Origin of the sequence: Streptomyces sp. 351MFTsu5.1, from assembly GCF_000383655.1 — a bacterium.
GTDB lineage: Bacteria > Actinomycetota > Actinomycetes > Streptomycetales > Streptomycetaceae > Streptomyces > Streptomyces griseorubiginosus.
In genome coordinates this window covers 1-18,416 of the sequence record NZ_KB911783.1, presented here as the reverse complement: position 1 = coordinate 18,416, position 18,416 = coordinate 1, and the positions used below count along the sequence as shown (strand labels likewise).

The following is an 18,416-nucleotide window of genomic DNA, read 5'->3' as shown; positions in this document are numbered from 1 at the left end:
TCTCGGGCGGCGCACGGCTACCTTCCCGCGCATGGAACAGGAACCTCCCCTGGTGCGCGAGGTCCACCCGGAGCTGATCGAGGAACTGGCCGCCCTCCTGGAGGCGGAGGGCGAACGCGAGTTGGCCGTCTGTGTGCGGGACGTCCGGCTGGTCGGTGAGTGCGACTGCGGGGACGACTTCTGCCAGAGCATCCTGACGGCGGAACATCAGCGGGGACAGCCGTACGGCCCGGGACACCGCTGCGTACCGCTGCTGCCCTCGTCAGGAGACCTGATCCTCGACGTCGTGGACGGGCGGATCGTGTACATCGAGGTGCTCGGACGACCGCCCCTGCCCCGGCGGGCGCAGCCGGAGCAGGGGCCGTCGGGAAGCGGTCAGCAGCCGGACTTGCCGGCGTAGATCGCCAGCGCGGTGTTCGCACCCAGGGTGGCCGTGAACTGGCCGCCGGAGTTCACCGTCACGCTCGTGTTGTTCTGCACGTTGCAGTACGTCCCCGCGGGCAGCGAGGTCTGGTAGGTGCGGCTCAGGCTGCTCGACTCGTGGTTGATGGCGACGTAGCCCTTGGCGCCCCGCCCGAAGGCGATCGCGTCGCCGCCGTTGTCCCACCAGTTGGTGACCGGCTCGCCGCGCACGGCGTTGCGGAAGGCGACCATGCGGAGGATCTCCGGCCAGGCGTGCTGACACTTCCAGCCGTCCTGCCAACAGGCGTTCACGGAGCCGTTGTTGGGCGGCCCCGCGTCCTTGTCGGACCACTCATAGCCGGAGTTGACGTCCGGGGCGCCGTAGGGATAGGCGAGCATGAACACGTTGGCCAGCGTGTAGTTGGCCCCGTCCTTGTAGTTCAGGGTGCTGCCGTTGCGCTCGGTGTCGTGGTTGTCGACGAAGACGCCGGCCACCGAACTGTTCATGTATCCCCAGCCCTCGCCGTAGTTCTTCAGGTAGGCGAGGTTCTCGTTGTTGAAGACCCGCTTGAGGTCGTAGGCGTAACGGAACTCCTGGACGTCCCCGTTGCCCGTGTACTCGGTGGGCTGGACGGCCTCCCCGCTGCCGTAGATGACCTCCTGCTTCCAGTACACCGACGGATTGCTGAGCCGGGACTTGATGTTGGCGAGGTCGGCGGTGTCGATGTGCTTGGCCGCGTCGATGCGGAAGCCGTCGACGCCGAGGGAGAGCAGGTCGTTCATGTACCCGGCGATCGCGCCGCGGACGTACGGCTCACCCGTGTCGAGGTCGGCCAGACCCACCAGTTCGCAGTGCTGGACGTTCCAGCGGTCCTGGTAGTTGGTGACCTGGGAGGTGCAGTCGTCGAAGTCGTAGGAGGAGTACAGGCCGGGGTAGTTGTACTTCGTGTACGACGAGCCGCCGGTGCCGGTGCCGCTGCCCGCGGCCATGTGGTTGATGACGGTGTCGGCGACGACCTTCACCCCGGCCTGGTGACACGTGTTGACCATGTTCTGGAAGGCCGTCCGGTCACCCAGCCGGCCCGCGATCCGGTAGCTGACCGGCTGGTACGAGGTCCACCACTGCGAGCCCTGGATGTGCTCGGCGGGCGGGGAGACCTGGACGTAGCCGTATCCGGCGGGGCCGAGGGTGCTGGTGCACTCCTTGGCGACCGAGGCGAAGTTCCATTCGAAGAGGACTGCGGTGACGTCCTTGCCGCCCGGCGGGGAGGCCTGGGCGGCACTGGGGGCGAGGACGGCGGCCGAGGCGGCGAACACGGTGGCGGCGGCCGTGGCGGTGGCTCTTGCGGACCATCTCGATATCACGTGGGGGTTCTCCTTGCCGGACGGCCAGGCGTCTTTGCCTGGCGCCGGCGAGAACGTACCGCTGTTGAAATGTTTACAGCAAGAGTCGAGAAAGTAACAGAAAGAACTTTCACACCTGCTCGGCGGGCCTTCCGGGCAGATCGCCCCGGCGCCCGGCACAGGAGTAGACGATCTCCACCGCCCCTCCGGGCAGGGCGCGTTGGCTCAGGAAGGTCAGCCCGGTCTCGGGGCCGAGCGCCGGGGTCAGCTGGGTGCCACCGCCGAACAGCAGGGGCAGCACGACCAGTTCGAGGCGGTCCAGGGCACCGAGCGCATGGAAGGTCGCGATGGTCCGCGGACCGCCGACGAGGTGGACGTCCCCGCCCCGGTTGGCCGCACGGACCCTCTCCAGAAGCCGGGCCGGGTCGCCGTCGGTGGTGACGTGGTCGGGGGTGCCCTCCGGGCGGTGCGAGCCGAGGACGAACACGTCGAGGTCCGGCCACGGCCAGCGACTGTTGGTGAGCGCGGGCTCGAAGGTCGTCCGGCCCATGAGTGCGGCCTCGCAGTCCGCCAGGAACTCGCGGATGCCGTGGCTCTGTCCGGGGACGAACGCGGGGTCGGCGGTGAGCGCGGGCCAGCCGCTCGGGGTGGTCACATAGCCGTCGGCACTCATGCTGAGGCGGGCGCGGATCTGCATGATGTCTCCTTGAGCAGGGGGGCGCCGGTGCGCCCTCTCACCCAAGCGTCGAACGCGGCTCCCGCCGATCGACACGCCCTGGAAAAAAATCACCGGGCCCCCCTCAGGGCCCGGTGATCCCGTCCGCGGATGCTCAGGCGGTCGTCCACCACACGGTCGTGTCGGCCGCCACCTTCGCGTCCCCGTCGGCCTCGGCGACCTCACCGCTGGCGAGGAGCAGCCGGCCGTACGCCGGCGTCGTCACCGACTCGCCGCTGGTGTTCGCGACGCACACGAACGTTCCGCGCCGGAAGGCGAGGACGCCCTCGGGCGCCCGGAGCCACTCCACCGCGTCGCCGGCGCCCAGGTCGGGCCGCTCGCGCCGGACGGCGAGGGCCGAGCGGTACAGCTCCAGGGTGGAGTCCGGATCGCCGGTCTGTGCCTCCACGCTCAGCTCCGCCCACTCCGGCGGCTGGGGCAGCCAGCTGCCGCCCGCGCCGAAGCCGTACGACGATCCCTCGCGGGTCCACGGGATCGGCACCCGGCACCCGTCGCGGAAGCCGTCCTGGCCGGCGCCGCGGAAGTACGCCGGGTCCTGGCGGTCCTCGTCGGCGAGGTCGACGACGTCCGGCAGGCCGAGCTCCTCGCCCTGGTAGACGTACGCCGATCCGGGCAGCGCCAGCATGAGCAGCGTGGCGGCACGGGCCCGGCGCAGGCCCAGCTCCCGGTCGCCGGCCGTGCGGATCTGGGTGCCGAGGCCGGGCGGGTTGGCGAAGCGGGTGGCGTGCCGGGTCACGTCGTGGTTGGAGAGCACCCAGGTGGCGGGGGCGCCGACCGGGCGCATGGCCTCCAGCGTGCGGTCGATGACCCCGCGCAGCTCCTTCGCGTCCCAGGCGGTGCTCAGGTACTGGAAGTTGAAGGCCTGGTGGAGCTCGTCGGGGCGGACGTAGTTCGCGGTGCGCTCGACGGTCGGGGTCCACGCCTCGGCGACGAAGATGCGCTCGCCGGAGTACTCGTCGAGGATGAGCCGCCACTGGCGGTAGATCTCGTGGACGCCGTCCTGGTCGAAGAACGGCATGACATCGTTGCCCAGGAGCTTCACCTGGTCGTGGGATCCGAGGTCGGGAAGCCCGTCCGCCTTCACCAGGCCGTGGGCCACGTCGATGCGGAAGCCGTCCACGCCCATGTCCAGCCAGAAGCGCAGGATGGAGCGGAACTCGTCGCCGACGGCCGGGTGGTCCCAGTTGAAGTCGGGCTGCTCGGGGGCGAACAGGTGGAGGTACCACTCGCCGTCCTCGACGCGGGTCCACGCGGGGCCGCCGAAGATGGACTCCCAGTCGTTGGGCGGGAGTTCGCCGTTCTCGCCCTTGCCGGGACGGAAGTGGTAGCGGTCCCTGAGCGGCGATCCGGGCCCCTCGGCGATGGCCCGCTTGAACCACTCGTGCTGGTCGGAGGAGTGGTTGGGGACCAGGTCGACGATGGTGCGCAGGCCCAGTTCACGGGCGTCGCGGATGAGGGCGTCGGCGTCCAGGAGGTTGCCGAACATGGGGTCCACGGCACGGTAGTCGGCGACGTCGTAGCCGGCGTCGGCCTGCGGCGAGGCGTAGAACGGGCTCAGCCACACGGCGTCCACGCCGAGGTCGCGGAGGTACGGCAGCCGGGTGCGGATGCCTTCCAGATCCCCCATGCCGTCACCGTTGCTGTCGGCGAAGCTGCGCGGATAGACCTGGTAGATCACCGCGTCCCGCCACCAGTCGCTGCGCTTGGCTTCGGCAGGGTGGGGGGCCGGGGCGATGGCGGAGTGCTGCTGGCTCATGGCGTCCTTGATGGGTAACGGGTTCATCAGGTCAAAGGTAGGGGGGCGACGAGGCGGCCGCGGTGACAGCGGGGTCGGATGGACACTGCGGCCGCCTCGGGTCTTTCTCCCGGTGGGCTAGCCCTTCGTGCCACCGGCGGTGAGCCCGGTGACCAGGTTCTTCTGCACCAGGTAGAAGAACACCGACACCGGTATCGCGATCAGCACCGCCGTCGCCGCCATCAGGTTGCGCTGGGCGTCGTGCTCGCTGACGAAGCTCTGGAGCCCCACCGCGAACGTGTACTTCGTGTCGGACAGCATGAACGTCGACGCGAACGCGACCTCGCCGAAGGCGGTCAGGAAGCTGTAGAACCCGGCCACCGCGAGCCCGGGCCGCGCGAGCGGCAGGATCAGCCGCGCGAACGTGCCGAAGGGGGTCAGCCCGTCGACCCGCCCGGCCTCGTCGATCTCGAACGGGATGGTGTCGAAGTACCCCTTGAGCAGCCAGGCGCAGTACGGCACCGCCGTCGAGCAGTACACGAGGACCAGCCCGAGGTAGCTGTCGATGAGCTTGAGGTCCGAGAGCATCTGGTACATCGGGACCATGAGCACGGCCACCGGGAACATCTGCGTGACCAGGAGGACCCACATGAACTTCCGGTAGCCCGGAAAGCGCATACGGGAGACGGCGTACCCGGTGGTCGCCGCGATCAGCACCCCGATCACCGTGGTGCCAAGCGAGACGATCAGCGAGCTCTTGAGCCAGCTGAAGAACTCGGTGTGCTGGAGGACGAACGCGTAGTTGTCGAACGTCATCTTCTTCCAGATGCCGCCCGGGTGGAGGTAGTCGTCCTTGTCCGGGCCGAGGGACAGGAAGACCAGCCAGACGATCGGGAACAGCGCGACGAGGCTCGCGACGATCAGGATGCCGTGCGAGGCGAGGGAGCCGGCGAGGCTCTTGTCACCGCGGCCGCGGGTCCGTCGGGGCGCCTCGGCGGTCCGCCCGTTCACCGTGGCCGGGGTCTCGACTGTGGTCGTGCTCATGGGGACTCCGTCCTCAGATCGCGAGCTGCTGGTCATTGCGGTTCAGCCAGCGGCGGTAGAAGGAGGTGAAGACGATCAGGATGGCCAGCAGCAGGATGCCGTACGCCGCCGACTGGGCGAAGTCACGCGGCTGCTGTCCGAAGCCCAGGTAGTAGGCCCAGGTGACGAGGATCTGCGCGTCCGGCGCGGTGTTGCCGAACAGCAGGAAGATCACCGCGAACTGGTTGAACGTCCAGATGATGCCGAGCAGGACGACGGTGGAGCTGACGCTCCTGAGGCCCGGGAGGGTGACGTACCGGAAGCGCTGCCAGGAGCTCGCGCCGTCCATCTCGGCGGCCTCGTACAGCGAGGCGTCGATGGACTGGAGCCCGCCGAGCAGCGAGACCATCATGAACGGCACGCCGCACCAGGTGTTGACCATGATCGCGGCGGTCCGCTGCCAGAAGGTGTCCTCCAGCCAGGCCGGACTCGGCAGGTGGAGCGCGTCCAGGGCGAGGTTGATGACGCCGCCGTCGGCGAGCATGAACCGCCAGCCGAAGACGGTGACGAAGGTGGGCACGGCCCAGGGCAGCACCAGGATCAGCCGGTACAGGGTGCGGCCGCGCAGTTTCTGGTTGAGCAGCAGGGCGAGGCCGAGCCCGATGCAGTAGTGCAGGGCCACGCACAGGGCGGTCCAGACGATCGTCCAGATGAAGTGCGACCAGAAGCGGTCGTAGGCGGTCGGGCCCCACAGGATGTCGGCGTAGTTGTCCAGGCCGATGAACTTGTAGGTGGCGTCGATGTGGTTGACGCCGATCGTGCGGGCCGTGTTGAGGCTGTTGGCGTCGGTGAGCGTGAGGTAGACGCCGTAGACCAGGGGGTAGAGCACGAGGACGCCGAGGACGACGGCGACCGGGGCGATCATCGCGTAGGCATACCAGTGTCTCTGGTAGCCGTGCTTGAGGCGTTGGCCCAGCCCGGGCCGGGGCGCGCGGTCACCGCGGCGCTGCCCGGTGGCGCGGTCGATGGCGACTGTCATGTTCGACACCTTCTGGAAGTTCTACGGCTCTGAGAAGTGGCCGGTCCGAGCGGCCGCCCGGGGTGGCCGGGCACGGGCCGGGCGGCCGCCGGATCCCCCCGTCCTTGCGGGGGATCCGACGGCCGCGCGGGCTCACTTGCTGAAGTCCGGCACCAGCTTGGCGATCGAGACCTCGACGTTGCTCAGACCCTTGTCAAGGGACTCCTTGCCGCCGGCGATGGAGTTCAGCTCGGTGTCCAGCGGGGTCAGCAGGGAGCTGTACTCCGGCAGGGCCGGGCGCGGCTGGGCGGAGGCCAGGACCGTCTGGTAGCCGGCGATGCCCGGGTCGGCCTTGACCTCGGCGGTGTAGGCGTCGTCGCGGGTGGGCAGCGTGGAGTTCTTCAGCGCGATCTGCGTCTGCGACTTGGCGGAGGTCATGAAGCCCACGAACTTCTCGGCCGCCTTCTGGTGGGCGGAGTCCGAGCCGGCGTAGACCGAGAGGTTGTGGCCGCCGGTCGGGGCGCCCGCCTTGCCGGTGGAGCCGGCCGGGACGGTGGCGATGCCGAGGTTGCCCTTGTCCTTGAAGGCCGAGCCCTTGTAGAAGTTGGTGATCTCCCACGGGCCCTGGATGATCGCGGCGACCTTGCCGTTGACGAACGCGTCCTGGATGTGGGCGTAGGCGTCGGCGGTGGTGTCGGCCTTGTGCAGGCCCTTGCCGGAGAAGAGGCTCAGCCAGGTGCCGTAGCCCTTCTTGGCGGCGGGCGAGTTCACCGTGATCTTCTTCGCGGCGGCGTCGACGGTGTCGGTGCCCTCGCCGTAGAGGAAGGTCTGGGCGTAGTAGGCCTGGGTGGAGCCCCAGTAGCCGTCGACGCCGGTCTTGTCCTTGATGGTGGCGGCGGCCTTCTTCAGGTCGTCCCAGTTCTTGGGGGCCTCGACGCCGGCCTTCTGGAAGAGCTGCTTGTTGTAGACCAGGGCGAGGGTGTCGGTGACGAAGGGGACGCCGTAGGTCTTGCCCTCGTACTGGGCCTGCTCGATCAGGTTCGGCTTGAACTTGGCCTGGTCGGCGAGGGCCTCGGTGCCGTCGAGGGGCAGGAAGTAGCCCTTCTTGGCGAAGGCGGGGGTCCAGCCGACATCGGAACGCAGCACGTCCGGGGCGCCGCTCGCGCCGGCGGCGGTGTCGAACTTGTTCTGCGCCTGGTCGAAGGGGACGTTGACGTACTTGACCTTGATGCCCTTGTTGGCGGCCTCGAAGTCCTTGATCAGGGCCTTGTACGTCGGCGCCTCATTGGTGGCGTTGGAAGTGTCCCACCAGGTGATGGTGACCGGACCGTCGGCCTTGTCGCCGCTGTCGCTTCCGCCGCAGGCCGTCGCCGCGAGGGCGAACGACGCCACCAGCGCGGTGGCCGCTATGCCACGCCGCATGAGATCTCCTTGAGGGTGATGGCCCGTGTGCTGCTGTACTGCTGTGCTGCGAAGGGGGTCCCGTCCGCCTTCTCCGCCGGGCGTCGCCGAACGTAACAGCGATGCAAGACTTGCGAAAGACCTTGCAGCAAAAAACTGCAAGGGCCCGTTGAAGTTATCCGGGCGTGACCTCTCGGCGACCGTCGTGAGACCCTTGTTTACCGGGATGGAACAGGGTGCGACCGGCTGTGCAAGACTCTGCAAGCTCTTGCCATCCGGGTGCCGCACGGGAATCATCCCCTTGCGGGACAAGCGGCGCCGACCAGAACAGAGGGACCGCGATGACGATACGGCCGGTACAGTCCGGTGCCGTGACCACACGGCTAGCCGACATCGCTGCTCAGGCGGGGGTGAGCGAAGCGACGGTCAGCCGCGTCCTCAACGGGAAGCCCGGCGTCGCCGCGACCACCCGCCAGTCCGTGCTCGCCGCACTCGACGTCCTGGGGTACGAGCGCCCGGTCCGGCTGCGGCAGCGCAGCGAGGGTCTGGTGGGCCTGATCACCCCGGAGCTGGAGAACCCGATATTCCCCGCCCTGGCGCAGGTGATCGGACAGGCGCTGACGCGGCAGGGCTACACCCCGGTGCTCGCCACCCAGACCCCGGGCGGTTCCACGGAGGACGAGCTCACCGAGATGCTCGTCGACCGGGGCGTGGCGGGCATCATCTTCGTCTCCGGACTGCACGCGGACACCTCCGCGGACATGCAGCGCTATGAGCAGCTGCGGGCGCAGGGCGTGCCGTACGTGCTGGTGGACGGCTTCTCGCCGAAGGTGCAGGCACCCTTCATCTCCCCCGACGACCGCGCGGCGATGAACCTGGCGGTGACGCACCTGGTGTCGCTGGGACACACCCGGATCGGTCTGGCGCTCGGCCCCAAGCGGTTCGTGCCGGTGCAGCGCAAGATCGAGGGGTTCGTGCGCACCATGCAGGACCTGCTCGGTCTCCCCGCCGCGACCGTCGAGGAGAAACTGGTCCAGCACTCGCTCTACACCCTGGAGGGCGGCCAGGCGGCGGCCACGGCCCTCATCGAGCGGGACTGCACGGCCGTGGTGTGCGCGAGCGACATGATGGCGCTCGGCGCGATACGGGCGGCCCGGCAGCTGGGCCTCGACGTGCCGAAGGACGTCTCGGTCGTGGGCTTCGACGACTCCCCCCTGATCGCCTTCACCGACCCGCCGCTGACGACGATCCGCAAGCCGGTGCCGGCCATGGGGCAGGCGGCCGTCCGCACACTGCTGGAGGAGATCGGCGGAACGCCCGCGCCGCACAGCGAATTCGTGTTCATGCCGGAGCTGGTGGTACGCGGGTCGACGGCGTCGGCGCCCGGGGAACGCACTCGTCCCTAGGGCGGAGAAACCGGGTCCGAACCACTGCGGAAGCAGGAGAACGGGGCACTCTTCCCGCTGCAGGACATGCAACCCGAACCCGACCGCGGGATGATCGGGGGGACAGGGCCTTTCTGGCAGACTTTGTGTCTATGGGTGACTCGACCGTGACCAGTCTGGAAGACCGTGAGAACACGGCCGTTCCCGACTCCCTCACGGCCTCGGAACGGCCCGGTCCGCTGCGTCGGCTGCGCACTCCGCGCCGGCCGCGCCTCTGGTTCGAGATCCTGCTGATCGCGGTCAGTTACTGGACGTACTCGCTGATCCGCAACGCGGTGCCGGAGCAGAAGTCGCAGGCCCTGCGCAACGCCGACTGGATCTGGCGGATGGAGCACCATCTCGGCATCGCCGTCGAGGAGTCCGTCAACCACGCGGTGAACTCGGTGACTTGGCTCATCGTGGGGATGAACTACTACTACGCCACGCTGCACTTCATCGTGACGCTGAGCGTCCTGGTGTGGCTCTTCCGCTGCCATCCGGGCCGGTACGCGGCGGCGCGTCTGGTGCTGTTCGCGACCACGGTCGTGGCACTGGTCGGCTACTACCTGTACCCGCTGGCGCCCCCGCGGCTGATGCGCGGCGGTGACTTCGTCGACACCGTCATGGTCCACCAGACCTGGGGCTCGATGGCCTCCGGCGACCTCAAGCACATGTCCAACCAGTACGCCGCGATGCCCTCCATGCACATCGGCTGGTCCCTGTGGTGCGGGCTGACGATCTTCGCGCTGGCGTCGGTGCCGTGGGTGCGGGTGCTCGGCCTCCTCTACCCGACGGCGACCCTGCTGGTCATCGTCGCCACCGCCAACCACTTCTGGCTCGACGCGGTGGGCGGCGTCCTGTGCCTGCTGTTCGGCTTCACGGTGGCCCGGCTCTGGTACGGGACGCTGCCGTACCGGCTGCCGAAGACCGTCCCGGACAGAGACCGCAGCGGCAGCCCGCGGCCGTTGCCCTCCGGAGACCGCACCCGCTAACCCGCCGCCGCTTCCCGCAACGCCTCGACGAACACCTCCAGGGCGGGTTGCGGTGCCGCGCTCTCCCGTACGGCGGCGAGGATCGCCCGGGTCGGTTCCGGGCCCTTCAGCGGGCGTACGACGACGTTGGGGTGCCGTCCGCCCAGGCCGAGACGCGGGATCAGGGTGACCCCGAGTCCCGCCGCCACGAAGCCCTGGGCGGTGGCGTAGTCCTCGCTGTCGACGACGAAGCGGGGCTGGAACCCGGCCGCCGCGCAGGCGCCGAGCTGGGCGTCGAGACAGGGTCCGGGCCACTCGCTGCCGACCCAGGGTTCGCCGGCCAGGTCGGTCAGCCGGAGGGTGCGGCGGGCCGCGAGGGGATGGGCCTTCGGCAGCACCGCGAGGTAGGGGTCGTCCAGCAGGTGCAGCAGCCGTACGCCGTCGTGGTCGCCCGGTCCGACGACCAGGGCCAGGTCGGCCCGGCCCTCCCGGACGTCCGGCAGCGGGTCGGGACCGGCCAGTTTCAACTCGATCCGCACACCGGGCCGATCGGACCGCAGCCGGGCCACCGCGGGGGCGACCAGACGGGCCCCGGCGGTGGCGAAGTACCGCACCGAGAGGCGGGCCGTGCGACCCGCGAGCAGGTCCGCGAGGGCCGTCTCCGCCTCGGCGACCCGTCGGCCGATCGCGTCCGCGTGCTCGGTGAGCAGCAGCCCGGCGGCGGTGGGCCGCACACCCCGCCCGACCCGTTCGAGGAGGTCGGTCCCGGCCTCCTTCTCCAGCGCCGCCACCTGCTGGCTGATCGCGGAGGGCGTGTACCCGAGCCGGGCCGCGGCCGCGGTGACGGAACCGGTGCTCACCACGGCCGCCAGCATCTGCATCCGTCGCACATCAAGCATGTACTCCAGCTTAACGATGACTCCAGGATCTTTCACTTGTCCTGACAAGTCCGGTCGGGGACGGTGGAGTCATGTCATCCGCCTCCACCCTTCGCATGGCTGTTCTCGCGCTCCTCTGGGGCTCCGGCTTCCTCTGGATCAAGCTGGCCCTCGACCACGGCCTGTCCCCCGCCCAGATCACGATCGCGCGGTGCGCGCTGGGGACGGCCGTACTGCTCCTGCTGGCCCGGGCCGCCGGTCAGCGCCTGCCCCGGTCCCGCGCCACCTGGGGTCACCTGATCGTGGCGGCCCTGTTCTGCAACGCCGTCCCCTTCGCCCTGTTCGCGGTGGGCGAGCAGACCGTCGACTCGGGCGTCGCGGGCGTCCTGAACGCCACGACTCCGCTGTGGTCCCTGCTGATCGGGGTCCTGCTGGGCACCGACCGCGGCCTGCGTCCGCTCCGGCTGGCCGGCCTGCTCCTCGGCTTCGCCGGCACCGTCCTGATCTTCGCCCCCTGGCACCGCTCGGGCCTGCTGACCTGGGGCGCCCTGGCCCTCCTCGCCGCCGCCGCGAGCTACGCCGTGGCCTTCGCGTACATGGCCCGCAAACTCACCTCGGGCCAGGCCCCGTTGGCCTTTTCCGCGGCCCAACTCCTCATGGCGACGGCGTGGACGACCCTGTCGGTCCCGGTGGCGGGCCCGGTGGACGCCGACCTCACGGCACTGGGGGCGGTGACGGCGCTGGGTGTGCTGGGGACGGGGGTCACCTTCTACCTCAACTACCGCCTCATCGCGGACGAGGGCCCGGTCACGGCGGCGACGGTGGGCTACTTGTTGCCGGTCGTGTCGATAGCGCTGGGGGCGCTGCTGCTGGACGAGAGGGTGGGGTTGCGGGTGCTGCTGGGGATGGGGATCGTTTTGACAGGGGTCGCTTTGACCCAGTCAGGGGCGCGGGGAACTGCGCGACAAGCCCCCACCGGTCCGCAGCCGAAGAACGACCCCTCCTACGCCCCGTAGAACAACTCCTCCACCACACCCCGAGCCCGCCGAGCGGTCCGCCGGTAGTCGTCCAGCATGTCCCCCACATGCCCCGCCTCGTAGCCCAAGTACCGCCCCACCGCGGCCAGTTCCCGCGCCTCGGAGGGAAACGTGTCCCCCGCCCGCCCCCGCACCAGCATCACCGCGTTCCGCACCCGAGTCGCCAGCACCCACGCCTCGTCGAGAATCGCCGCGTCCTCCGCCGAGATGAACCCGGCGTCCCGCGCGGCGGCGAGCGCAGCGCGCGTACGGGTCGTCCGCAGCCCCGGCTCCCCCGCCCCGTGCCGCATCTGGAGCAGCTGGACCGTCCACTCGACGTCCGACAGCCCCCCGGGCCCCAGCTTGGTGTGCAGTTTCGGGTCGGCGCCCCGGGGCAGCCGCTCGGACTCCATGCGGGCCTTGAGCCGCCGGATCTCCCGTACGGCGTCGTCGCCGAGACCGGCGGCCGGGTAGCGCAGCGGGTCGACGAGCTCGATGAACCGGCGGCCCAACTCCTCGTCCCCGGCGACCGGTTCGGCCCGCAGCAGCGCCTGTGACTCCCAGACCAGGGACCAGCGGCGGTAGTAGGCCGCGTACGACGTCAGGGTGCGGACCAGCGGCCCCGACTTGCCCTCGGGGCGCAGGTCGGCGTCGATCAGCAGGGGCGGGTCGGCGCTCGGGATCTGGAGCAGCCGCCGCATCTCGGAGACGACCTTGTTGGCGGCCTGGGAGGCCTCGCGCTCCTCGACGCCCTCGCGGGGCTCGTGCACGAACAGGACGTCCGCGTCGGAGCCGTAGCCGAGTTCGTGTCCCCCGAAGCGGCCCATGCCGATGACGGCGAACCGGGTCGGCAGGGTGTCGCCCCAGCCCTCCCGGACGACCGCGCGCAGGGTGCCGGCGAGGGTGGCCGCGGTCAGGTCGGACACGGCGGCGCCGACGCGGTCGACCAGGGCACCCTGGTCCGGTTCGGCGGGCTGGGTCTCGGTGCCGTAGGAGCCGACGATGTCCCCGGCGGCCGTACGGAACAGTTCGCGGCGGCGGACCCCGCGGGCCGCGGTGACCGCCTGGGCGGCGCCGTCGGCGCGGCGGACCGCGGCGAGGGTCTCCTGTTCCAGGGAGTCGCGCCCGCGGGGTGCGAGGCCGCCGCCGTCGCCGTCCCCGAGGAGGGCGACGGCCTCGGGGGCGCGCATCAGCAGGTCGGGGGCGAGACGGCCGGCGGACAGGACGCGGGCGAGGTTCTCGGCGGCGGCACCCTCGTCCCTGAGCAGCCGCAGGTACCACGGGGTCTTGCCCAACGCGTCGGACACCTTGCGGAAGTTGAGCAGTCCGGCGTCCGGGTCGGCGGACTCGGCGAACCAACCCAGCAGCACCGGAAGGAGGGTTCGCTGGATCGCGGCCTTGCGGGTGACGCCGGAGGCGAGGGCCTCCAGGTGCCGCAGCGCGGCGGCCGGATCCGCGTACCCGAGCGCGACCAGCCGCTCCCGCGCCGCCCCGGCGCTCAACCTGATCTCGCCGGGCCCGAGTTGGGCCACGGCGTCCAGCAGCGGCCGGTAGAACAGCTTCTCGTGCAGCCGTCGTACGACGGAGGCGTGCCGCTTCCACTCGCGGTTCAGCTCGGTCACCGGGTCGGTGCGCAGGCCGAGGGAGCGGCCGAGGCGGCGCAGGTCGGTCTCGTCCTCGGGGACGAGGTGGGTGCGGCGCAGCCGGTAGAGTTGGATGCGGTGCTCCATGGAGCGCAGGAAGCGGTAGGCCTCGTCGAGCTGGGCGGCGTCGGCGCGGCCGACGTAGCCGCCGGCGGCGAGGGCCTGGAGGGCGTTCAGGGTGGTGCCGCTGCGCAGTGAGCCGTCCTCGCGGCCGTGCACCAACTGGAGGAGCTGGACGGCGAATTCGACGTCCCGGAGGCCACCGGGGCCGAGCTTGAGCTGGCGGTCGAGCTCGGCGACGGGGATGTTCTCGACGACGCGGCGGCGCATCTTCTGCACGTCGGTGACGAAGTTCTCGCGCTCGGCGGCCTTCCACACGAGCGGTTCCAGCGCCTCGACGTAGCTCCGGCCCAGTTCGAGGTCACCGGCGACCGGGCGGGCCTTGAGGAGGGCCTGGAACTCCCAGGTCTTGGCCCAGCGCTGGTAGTAGGCGAGGTGGGAGGAGAGGGTGCGCACGAGCGGCCCGTTGCGTCCCTCGGGCCGCAGGTTGGCGTCGACGGGCCAGATGGAGCCCTCGACGGTGGTCTCGGAGCAGATGCGCATCATGTGCGAGGCGAGTTTGGTGGCGGCGCGCAGGGCCTTGCCCTCGTCGGCGCCGTCGGCGGTCTCCGCCACGAAGATCACGTCGACGTCGGAGACGTAGTTGAGCTCATGTCCGCCGCACTTGCCCATCGCGACGACCGCGAGCCGGCACATGTCGGCGTCCTCGGGGGCGGCCGCGCAGGCCATGCCGAGCGCGGCGCGCAGGGTCGCGGTGGCGAGGTCGGCGAGTTCGGCGGCGGTCTCGGCGATGCCGGTGGTGCCGCACACGTCCCGGGCGGCGATGGACAGCAGACAGCGGCGGTAGGCGACGCGCAGCGAGACGGGGTCGGTGGCCTCGGAAAGGCCGCGTTCGAACTCCGCCACGCCGGGATGGAGGTCGCTCGGCTCGTAGGTGACCAGCGCGTGCCAGTCCCTGGGGTGCCGGGCGAGGTGCTCGGCGAGCGCGGCGGACGCCCCGAGCACGCCGAGCAGCCGGTCCCGCAGGGGCTTGGCCGCTATCACCGTGTCGAGCAGCTCCCGGTCGGACTGCGCCTCCAGGAGCCGTACGAGGCCGTGCAGCGCGAGGTCGGGGTCGGCGGTGGCGCCGAGGGCCTCGAGCAGCACCGGGTCATTGCGTACGGCGCTCAGTTCGGGGCTGTCCAGCAGCCGCTCGGCGGCGGACGGATCGGTGAAACCGTGCCGCAGCAGCCGAGTGAAGGTACTGCTCCTGCGCCCCGGCGCCGCGGTCATCCCCGGTCTCCCGTCCGATCCAGTTGCATGTCGATCGAGCGTAACCGGAGAGGCGGGGAGAAGCGCCGGGGAGCGGGTGGGGAGATTTGGGTAGGGGGAAGGTCGGACAGGGAGTGTCGAGCCGGACATCCGCGGAGCCCGGGTGTCCCCGAGCCGGAGGCCGCGTGATGACCGAGCAGGAACCCGAGACCCGTCTCGACCAGCGCTACAGCGACCCCGACGCGCGGGCGACGCCGTGGGCCGACGCCGAGTCGCTGCTGGCCTCCGCCGAGCTGTTCTGGATCTCGACGGTACGCCCGGACGGGCGCCCGCACGTCACACCGCTGCCCGCGGTGTGGGCGCACGGGGCGCTGCACTTCTGCACCGGTCCCGAGGAGCGCAAGGCGAGGAACCTCGCGCACAACCCGCACGTCACGCTGACGACCGGGACCAACATCTGGGACAAGGGCTACGACCTGGTGGTGGAGGGCGAGGCGGTGCGGGTCACCGACGACACGCGGCTGCGTGAGCTGGCCGCGGCGTGGGAGGCGAAGTACGGCGACTTCTGGCGCTTCGAGGTACGGGACGGGTACTTCCATCACGGTCCGGGACACGCCGTCGTCTATGCGGTGGCGCCGCGGACGGTTTTCGGCTTCGGTAAGGGACAGCCGTTCAGCCAGACGCGCTGGCGCTTCTGAGGACGGCCGCATGTGACGGATGCACTGACGTCGACGAGGGAGTCACGCCATGGACATGAGCCTCGAAGTGATCCTGCTGCCGGTCTCGGACGTGGACCGGGCCAAGGAGTTCTATCGCGACAAGGTCGGTTTCCACGTGGATCTGGACGGCGAGGTGATGGAGGGCGTCCGCATCTGTCAGCTGACCCCGCCGGGCTCGGGCTGTTCCATCGCCCTGGTGGACGGTCTCCAGGTCCCCACGGGCGCCCCGCAGCCCGGCACGTACCACGGAATGCAGCTGTGCGTGACGGACGCGAAGGCGGCGTACGAGGAACTCACCGCCCGCGGCCTGGACGTCAGCGAGCCGGTCCAGTTCGCCCCGCAGGACGGCGCCACGTTCATGTACTTCAAGGACCCGGACGGCAACGGCTGGGCGATCCAGGAGTACCGGCGCCGGGAGACGGAGCCCCTGCACCAGGTCTTGGCGGACCAGGCGGCGGCCCGCTAGTCGCAGCAGAGGGGCCGACGGTCCGTGACCGTCGGCCCCGTCCCGCGTTGCGGTTACAGCACCGGCAGGTTCTTCCGCAGCTCGAAGGCCGTGACCTCTGAGCGGTACTCCTCCACTCCTGCCGCTTGTTGCGCAGGAAGTGACGTCGGCCCGGAGCGACCTCGCGCGATCGGCGTCGGTGCAGCGCTGACCTAAGGTCGAACGGCCGTCCCTGGTCGTTGTTGGTCGCTGTGGGCCGCCCTTCGACGGCCCACAGACGGCCCGCCGTCATGCATCGCTGAGCACCTTCACCAGCGCAGCAACATGTCTCTGCGCCGCTGATTCCTTGTGAGCGCCGGCCTCAAGTGCGGCGGAGAGCCATGCGGGGCCCTTCGCCACCCCCAGTGTGGGGGCGAAGCCTTCCAGCTCCCCTACGCTCACTGCGACGACCCCCATTGCCCCAAGCAGGCGTCGCCACCGTGTACCGATCTTCGCCTGCCGCGCGGTCAGTTGACGGGTAAGGAACCGCAGGGTTCGGCTGGACAGATCGATCGAGGATGGGTAGACAAGCACGTGAAGCTCCCGGCAGACACGGGTGATCTTGGTCGAGTGCTTCGATGTCGCGCAGGAGCGTCCAACTTGCGGTCAGCATCGGGATGTTGGAAAACGCTCCCTACTGTGGCGCTTCTTCATTTTCTCCTCGTTGCCAAGACAAGGTCACCTCAAAATTCCCCTCCGTCGCAGCTTTGGCAACGAGCCAGTTCATCGTGCCTGTCACCTTGATTCCGAATTTGACCTCTACTTCGTCAGGTCCTGCATCACGCGCGTGCCTCAGCACCTCGCCGGCGGCTCGCAAGGCAGGACCAATAGCCGCTCCGACGCGGCCCACAAGTTCGCTACCGGATGCGGCTTCTGAAAAGCCTTGCACCGGTTCAATCTCGAAGGACACCTGCTGGTCTCCATCAAGCACGTAGGTTACGACGCGTGAAGTCAAAGCTTCTAACCTTCCACTGGTGATGAGATGCTGTTACGCCAATTATCCGACACTCTTTTGACGGCCCGAAATGCAATAATCGGGTCATGTAGATCAAATAGTGCATTCAGGGCTACCGCCCAACTCCAGAGAAATAAATTCCAGCCGTCCAGCAGTCTTAGCTGACGACTCGCGGCTTGTCGCAGACCCGTCTCCAGAAACGTCGGCTCCGACTGCGGTAAGAATCTGTAATTCAGATCCCATAGAACTGCACCTCTTGGGAATTTGACGGCGGATGATAAAGGATTGCCCGGCCAATCCTTTCCTGAGCCGGAGGCGTTCACGATAATGCTGCCGAAGTTCATGTTCTCTATGAATTCAGAATGGCATGACATCTCAGTCACGGTCACCAGACGTCCGTCGACCCAATTTGCCAGCTTCGCTCTGAGTATTTCAACGCGCCGAAGGTCGTTGTCTGCCACGGTCACGGTGACCGGTTGCTCTGAGTTCAGACTTGAAAGTACATACGCCAACGCAGTTCCGGCTCCACCAGCGCCGATTATGAACACGTCGCGATTTTCGACTCCAGGCCAAGGCGTGCGGAATAAGTCCTCGAGCGCATGTGCCATAGACTCCACATCGTGGGCGTACCCCTGAAGCGTACCGTCAGCGGCACGCCTCAATAATCCAACCTCGCCAAGCGCCTGGGATTGTGGAGCAAGGATATGAATCATATCTCTGCCGTACTCGTGTACCGAGATTTTATGTGTCGTTACGATGGCTCCTCGAATCTCGGAGTCCTGTGAAATCCTTGAGATCGTCTTCCTGATTTCGGCCGACGAGGACCCAACCGGCAAGTCGACGGCTTCCAGTTGAGCCGTAAACCCGAGGGCATGCATCCAGCGAGGGAAGTTGAACAGCGCGGCAGATCCTTGTGAATTCACCCCAAGGAAAATCACCTTCTCCGGTGAGGGGCGGTTTGGGAGTAAAGGTCCAGGCAGGTCATGCATAGCGCTCCCCAAGTATCTCCAGGAAAAGCAGCGAAACATCAGGATGTGACGGAGTTGTGCGCTAAGCGATGCCCCTTCATTTAGCCTGCTAGGCAGATGCGTCAACGTTTATCGCCAAAAGTCCACCTCGGTGGGCTACATAAAGGCAGGCGCCTATTCCCAAGAGTGAACTCACTTGATGATATACGGGAATCACAATCTCCACGTGACCTGAATGCTGATCCCAAAGGGTCACCGCAGCGTCGGCGCCTGCGAATGCAATCAGAGTGCTACCTAGTTCTCCGACAGTTTCGACGGCGTTGACGATGCCGGTGTGGCCTCGGAGTACGCGTAATGATTGTCCGTCAGTCGGGTTCCAGAGTCGGAC

At 68.8% G+C, this 18,416-nt stretch carries 16 protein-coding genes and 2 pseudogenes; 6 read left to right on the top strand and 12 right to left on the bottom strand.

Going from position 1 to position 18,416, the window contains the following annotated elements:
- The first annotated feature begins 31 nt into the window (after positions 1-31).
- Positions 32-400, top strand: coding sequence for a hypothetical protein (locus H295_RS0120970; protein ID WP_234021661.1), 369 nt, complete (start codon positions 32-34; stop codon positions 398-400).
- On the opposite strand, the gene H295_RS0120965 is transcribed toward H295_RS0120970, so the two are convergent.
- The 6 genes from H295_RS0120965 to H295_RS0120940 all read right to left on the bottom strand — a co-directional run bounded on the left by H295_RS0120965 (position 376) and on the right by H295_RS0120940 (position 7,680).
- A complete protein-coding gene (locus H295_RS0120965) occupies positions 376-1,767 on the bottom strand; it encodes an alpha-amylase (RefSeq protein ID WP_020137310.1) in 1,392 nt (463 codons plus the stop codon). The genes H295_RS0120970 and H295_RS0120965 overlap by 25 nt on opposite strands.
- A gap of 109 nt (positions 1,768-1,876) precedes the next feature.
- Positions 1,877-2,443 (bottom strand): dihydrofolate reductase family protein, encoded by a 567-nt coding sequence (locus H295_RS0120960; RefSeq protein ID WP_020137309.1) that lies wholly within the window; start codon positions 2,441-2,443, stop codon positions 1,877-1,879.
- A 133-nt stretch (positions 2,444-2,576) separates the two neighbouring features.
- The gene (locus H295_RS0120955) at positions 2,577-4,238 is read right to left on the bottom strand and encodes a glycoside hydrolase family 13 protein (protein WP_020137308.1); all 1,662 of its coding nucleotides are present in this window, start codon (positions 4,236-4,238) and stop codon (positions 2,577-2,579) included.
- 117 nt (positions 4,239-4,355) lie between these two features.
- Positions 4,356-5,261 (bottom strand): sugar ABC transporter permease, encoded by a 906-nt coding sequence (locus tag H295_RS0120950; RefSeq protein WP_020137307.1) that lies wholly within the window; start codon positions 5,259-5,261, stop codon positions 4,356-4,358.
- A gap of 13 nt (positions 5,262-5,274) precedes the next feature.
- Positions 5,275-6,279 carry a carbohydrate ABC transporter permease gene (locus tag H295_RS0120945; protein ID WP_020137306.1) on the bottom strand — a complete coding sequence of 335 codons (1,005 nt, stop codon included), beginning with the start codon at positions 6,277-6,279 and terminating at the stop codon, positions 5,275-5,277.
- Between the two features lie 132 nt (positions 6,280-6,411).
- Positions 6,412-7,680 carry an extracellular solute-binding protein gene (locus H295_RS0120940; RefSeq protein WP_020137305.1) on the bottom strand — a complete coding sequence of 423 codons (1,269 nt, stop codon included), beginning with the start codon at positions 7,678-7,680 and terminating at the stop codon, positions 6,412-6,414.
- A gap of 350 nt (positions 7,681-8,030) precedes the next feature.
- Here H295_RS0120940 and H295_RS0120935 point away from each other — a divergent pair, with 350 nt between their 5' ends.
- Both H295_RS0120935 and H295_RS0120930 read left to right on the top strand, forming a co-directional pair.
- Positions 8,031-9,065 carry a LacI family DNA-binding transcriptional regulator gene (locus H295_RS0120935; RefSeq protein ID WP_028809580.1) on the top strand — a complete coding sequence of 345 codons (1,035 nt, stop codon included), beginning with the start codon at positions 8,031-8,033 and terminating at the stop codon, positions 9,063-9,065.
- A gap of 131 nt (positions 9,066-9,196) precedes the next feature.
- On the top strand, positions 9,197-10,075 hold the full coding sequence (locus H295_RS0120930) for a phosphatase PAP2 family protein (RefSeq protein WP_020137303.1): 879 nt from the start codon (positions 9,197-9,199) through the stop codon (positions 10,073-10,075).
- On the opposite strand, the gene H295_RS0120925 is transcribed toward H295_RS0120930, so the two are convergent.
- Positions 10,072-10,953 carry a LysR family transcriptional regulator gene (locus tag H295_RS0120925; protein ID WP_028809579.1) on the bottom strand — a complete coding sequence of 294 codons (882 nt, stop codon included), beginning with the start codon at positions 10,951-10,953 and terminating at the stop codon, positions 10,072-10,074. The genes H295_RS0120930 and H295_RS0120925 overlap by 4 nt on opposite strands.
- 71 nt (positions 10,954-11,024) lie before the next feature.
- Here H295_RS0120925 and H295_RS0120920 point away from each other — a divergent pair, with 71 nt between their 5' ends.
- Positions 11,025-11,948, top strand: a complete 924-nt coding sequence (locus H295_RS0120920; protein WP_028809578.1) for a DMT family transporter — start codon at positions 11,025-11,027, stop codon at positions 11,946-11,948.
- On the opposite strand, the gene H295_RS0120915 is transcribed toward H295_RS0120920, so the two are convergent.
- Positions 11,936-14,923, bottom strand: coding sequence for a bifunctional [glutamine synthetase] adenylyltransferase/[glutamine synthetase]-adenylyl-L-tyrosine phosphorylase (locus H295_RS0120915; protein WP_020137300.1), 2,988 nt, complete (start codon positions 14,921-14,923; stop codon positions 11,936-11,938). The two genes, H295_RS0120920 and H295_RS0120915, sit on opposite strands and share 13 nt — an antisense overlap.
- 167 nt (positions 14,924-15,090) lie before the next feature.
- Between H295_RS0120915 and H295_RS0120910 the strand changes: the two genes are divergently transcribed.
- Together H295_RS0120910 and H295_RS0120905 are read left to right on the top strand one after the other, a co-directional pair.
- Positions 15,091-15,600, top strand: a complete 510-nt coding sequence (locus tag H295_RS0120910) for a pyridoxamine 5'-phosphate oxidase family protein (RefSeq protein WP_020137299.1) — start codon at positions 15,091-15,093, stop codon at positions 15,598-15,600.
- 49 nt (positions 15,601-15,649) lie between these two features.
- The gene (locus tag H295_RS0120905) at positions 15,650-16,087 is read left to right on the top strand and encodes a VOC family protein (RefSeq protein ID WP_020137298.1); all 438 of its coding nucleotides are present in this window, start codon (positions 15,650-15,652) and stop codon (positions 16,085-16,087) included.
- Positions 16,088-16,140: 53 nt separating this feature from the next.
- Here the strand turns inward: H295_RS0120905 and H295_RS46780 are convergent.
- The 4 genes and pseudogenes from H295_RS46780 to H295_RS47215 form a co-directional block, all read right to left on the bottom strand.
- Positions 16,141-16,226, bottom strand: a pseudogene (locus H295_RS46780) (glutamine synthetase); the annotation flags it as partial.
- Positions 16,227-16,531: 305 nt separating this feature from the next.
- Positions 16,532-16,639 (bottom strand): annotated as a pseudogene (locus H295_RS47990) (IS5/IS1182 family transposase); the annotation flags it as partial.
- A gap of 100 nt (positions 16,640-16,739) precedes the next feature.
- Positions 16,740-17,015, bottom strand: coding sequence for a CU044_2847 family protein (locus tag H295_RS45560; protein ID WP_234021660.1), 276 nt, complete (start codon positions 17,013-17,015; stop codon positions 16,740-16,742).
- A gap of 50 nt (positions 17,016-17,065) precedes the next feature.
- Entirely contained in the window at positions 17,066-18,049 is a 984-nt protein-coding gene (locus H295_RS47215) for a hypothetical protein (RefSeq protein WP_158691059.1), read from the bottom strand.
- Positions 18,050-18,416 lie beyond the last annotated feature (367 nt).

Bases quoted from the DNA above. Each gene is read 5' to 3' on its own strand.
- H295_RS0120910 (WP_020137299.1), top strand. From the start codon at position 15,091: ATGACCGAGCAGGAACCCGAGACCCGTCTCGACCAGCGCTACAGCGAC.
- H295_RS0120960 (WP_020137309.1), bottom strand. From the start codon at position 2,443: ATGCAGATCCGCGCCCGCCTCAGCATGAGTGCCGACGGCTATGTGACC.
- H295_RS0120925 (WP_028809579.1), bottom strand. From the start codon at position 10,953: ATGCTTGATGTGCGACGGATGCAGATGCTGGCGGCCGTGGTGAGCACC.
- H295_RS0120930 (WP_020137303.1), top strand. From the start codon at position 9,197: ATGGGTGACTCGACCGTGACCAGTCTGGAAGACCGTGAGAACACGGCC.
- H295_RS0120955 (WP_020137308.1), bottom strand. From the start codon at position 4,238: ATGAGCCAGCAGCACTCCGCCATCGCCCCGGCCCCCCACCCTGCCGAA.
- H295_RS0120970 (WP_234021661.1), top strand. From the start codon at position 32: ATGGAACAGGAACCTCCCCTGGTGCGCGAGGTCCACCCGGAGCTGATC.
- H295_RS0120915 (WP_020137300.1), bottom strand. From the start codon at position 14,923: ATGACCGCGGCGCCGGGGCGCAGGAGCAGTACCTTCACTCGGCTGCTG.
- H295_RS0120920 (WP_028809578.1), top strand. From the start codon at position 11,025: ATGTCATCCGCCTCCACCCTTCGCATGGCTGTTCTCGCGCTCCTCTGG.
- H295_RS0120940 (WP_020137305.1), bottom strand. From the start codon at position 7,680: ATGCGGCGTGGCATAGCGGCCACCGCGCTGGTGGCGTCGTTCGCCCTC.
- H295_RS47215 (WP_158691059.1), bottom strand. From the start codon at position 18,049: ATGCATGACCTGCCTGGACCTTTACTCCCAAACCGCCCCTCACCGGAG.
- H295_RS0120950 (WP_020137307.1), bottom strand. From the start codon at position 5,261: ATGAGCACGACCACAGTCGAGACCCCGGCCACGGTGAACGGGCGGACC.
- H295_RS0120905 (WP_020137298.1), top strand. From the start codon at position 15,650: ATGGACATGAGCCTCGAAGTGATCCTGCTGCCGGTCTCGGACGTGGAC.
- H295_RS0120945 (WP_020137306.1), bottom strand. From the start codon at position 6,279: ATGACAGTCGCCATCGACCGCGCCACCGGGCAGCGCCGCGGTGACCGC.